This is a genomic window from Falsiroseomonas sp. E2-1-a20 (assembly GCF_051433195.1).
In the GTDB taxonomy this organism is placed as follows: Bacteria; Pseudomonadota; Alphaproteobacteria; order Acetobacterales; family Acetobacteraceae; genus Falsiroseomonas.
Genome location: NZ_JBHMFT010000220.1, coordinates 1 through 301, shown reverse-complemented (window position 1 = coordinate 301; position 301 = coordinate 1). Strand labels below are relative to the sequence as shown.

General features: G+C 63.8%; 1 pseudogene. It reads left to right on the top strand.

What is annotated here, in order from left to right:
• Positions 1-81 precede the first annotated feature (81 nt).
• Positions 82-301: pseudogene (locus ACFHPP_RS31450) on the top strand (hypothetical protein); the annotation flags it as partial.

Sequence of the window (301 nt, the reverse complement as noted above, 5' to 3'; positions counted from 1 at the left end):
GTAGAATTGCCGCACATCCGAGAATGACTTGGACGCGCCGTGTAGCGAACCTTTTCTACTTGTTGTTGGCTGGGCGTTCTATTGTCGATTGTTCACAGTGTTCTCGTCAGCGGGTGTTGGTCGATCCCCGCCGACCTGCCCGGCCTGCGTGACCACACCCTGCTGATCGTGGGCTTTGCCGGGACGCTGCGGCGCGTCGAGATCGCCATCATCAAGGTCGAGCGCCTGTCGCCCACCGAGCGCGGCCAGGTGCTGACCCTGCCGCAGACCAAGGTCTCCCAGGCGGCTGCGGTGCGCACCG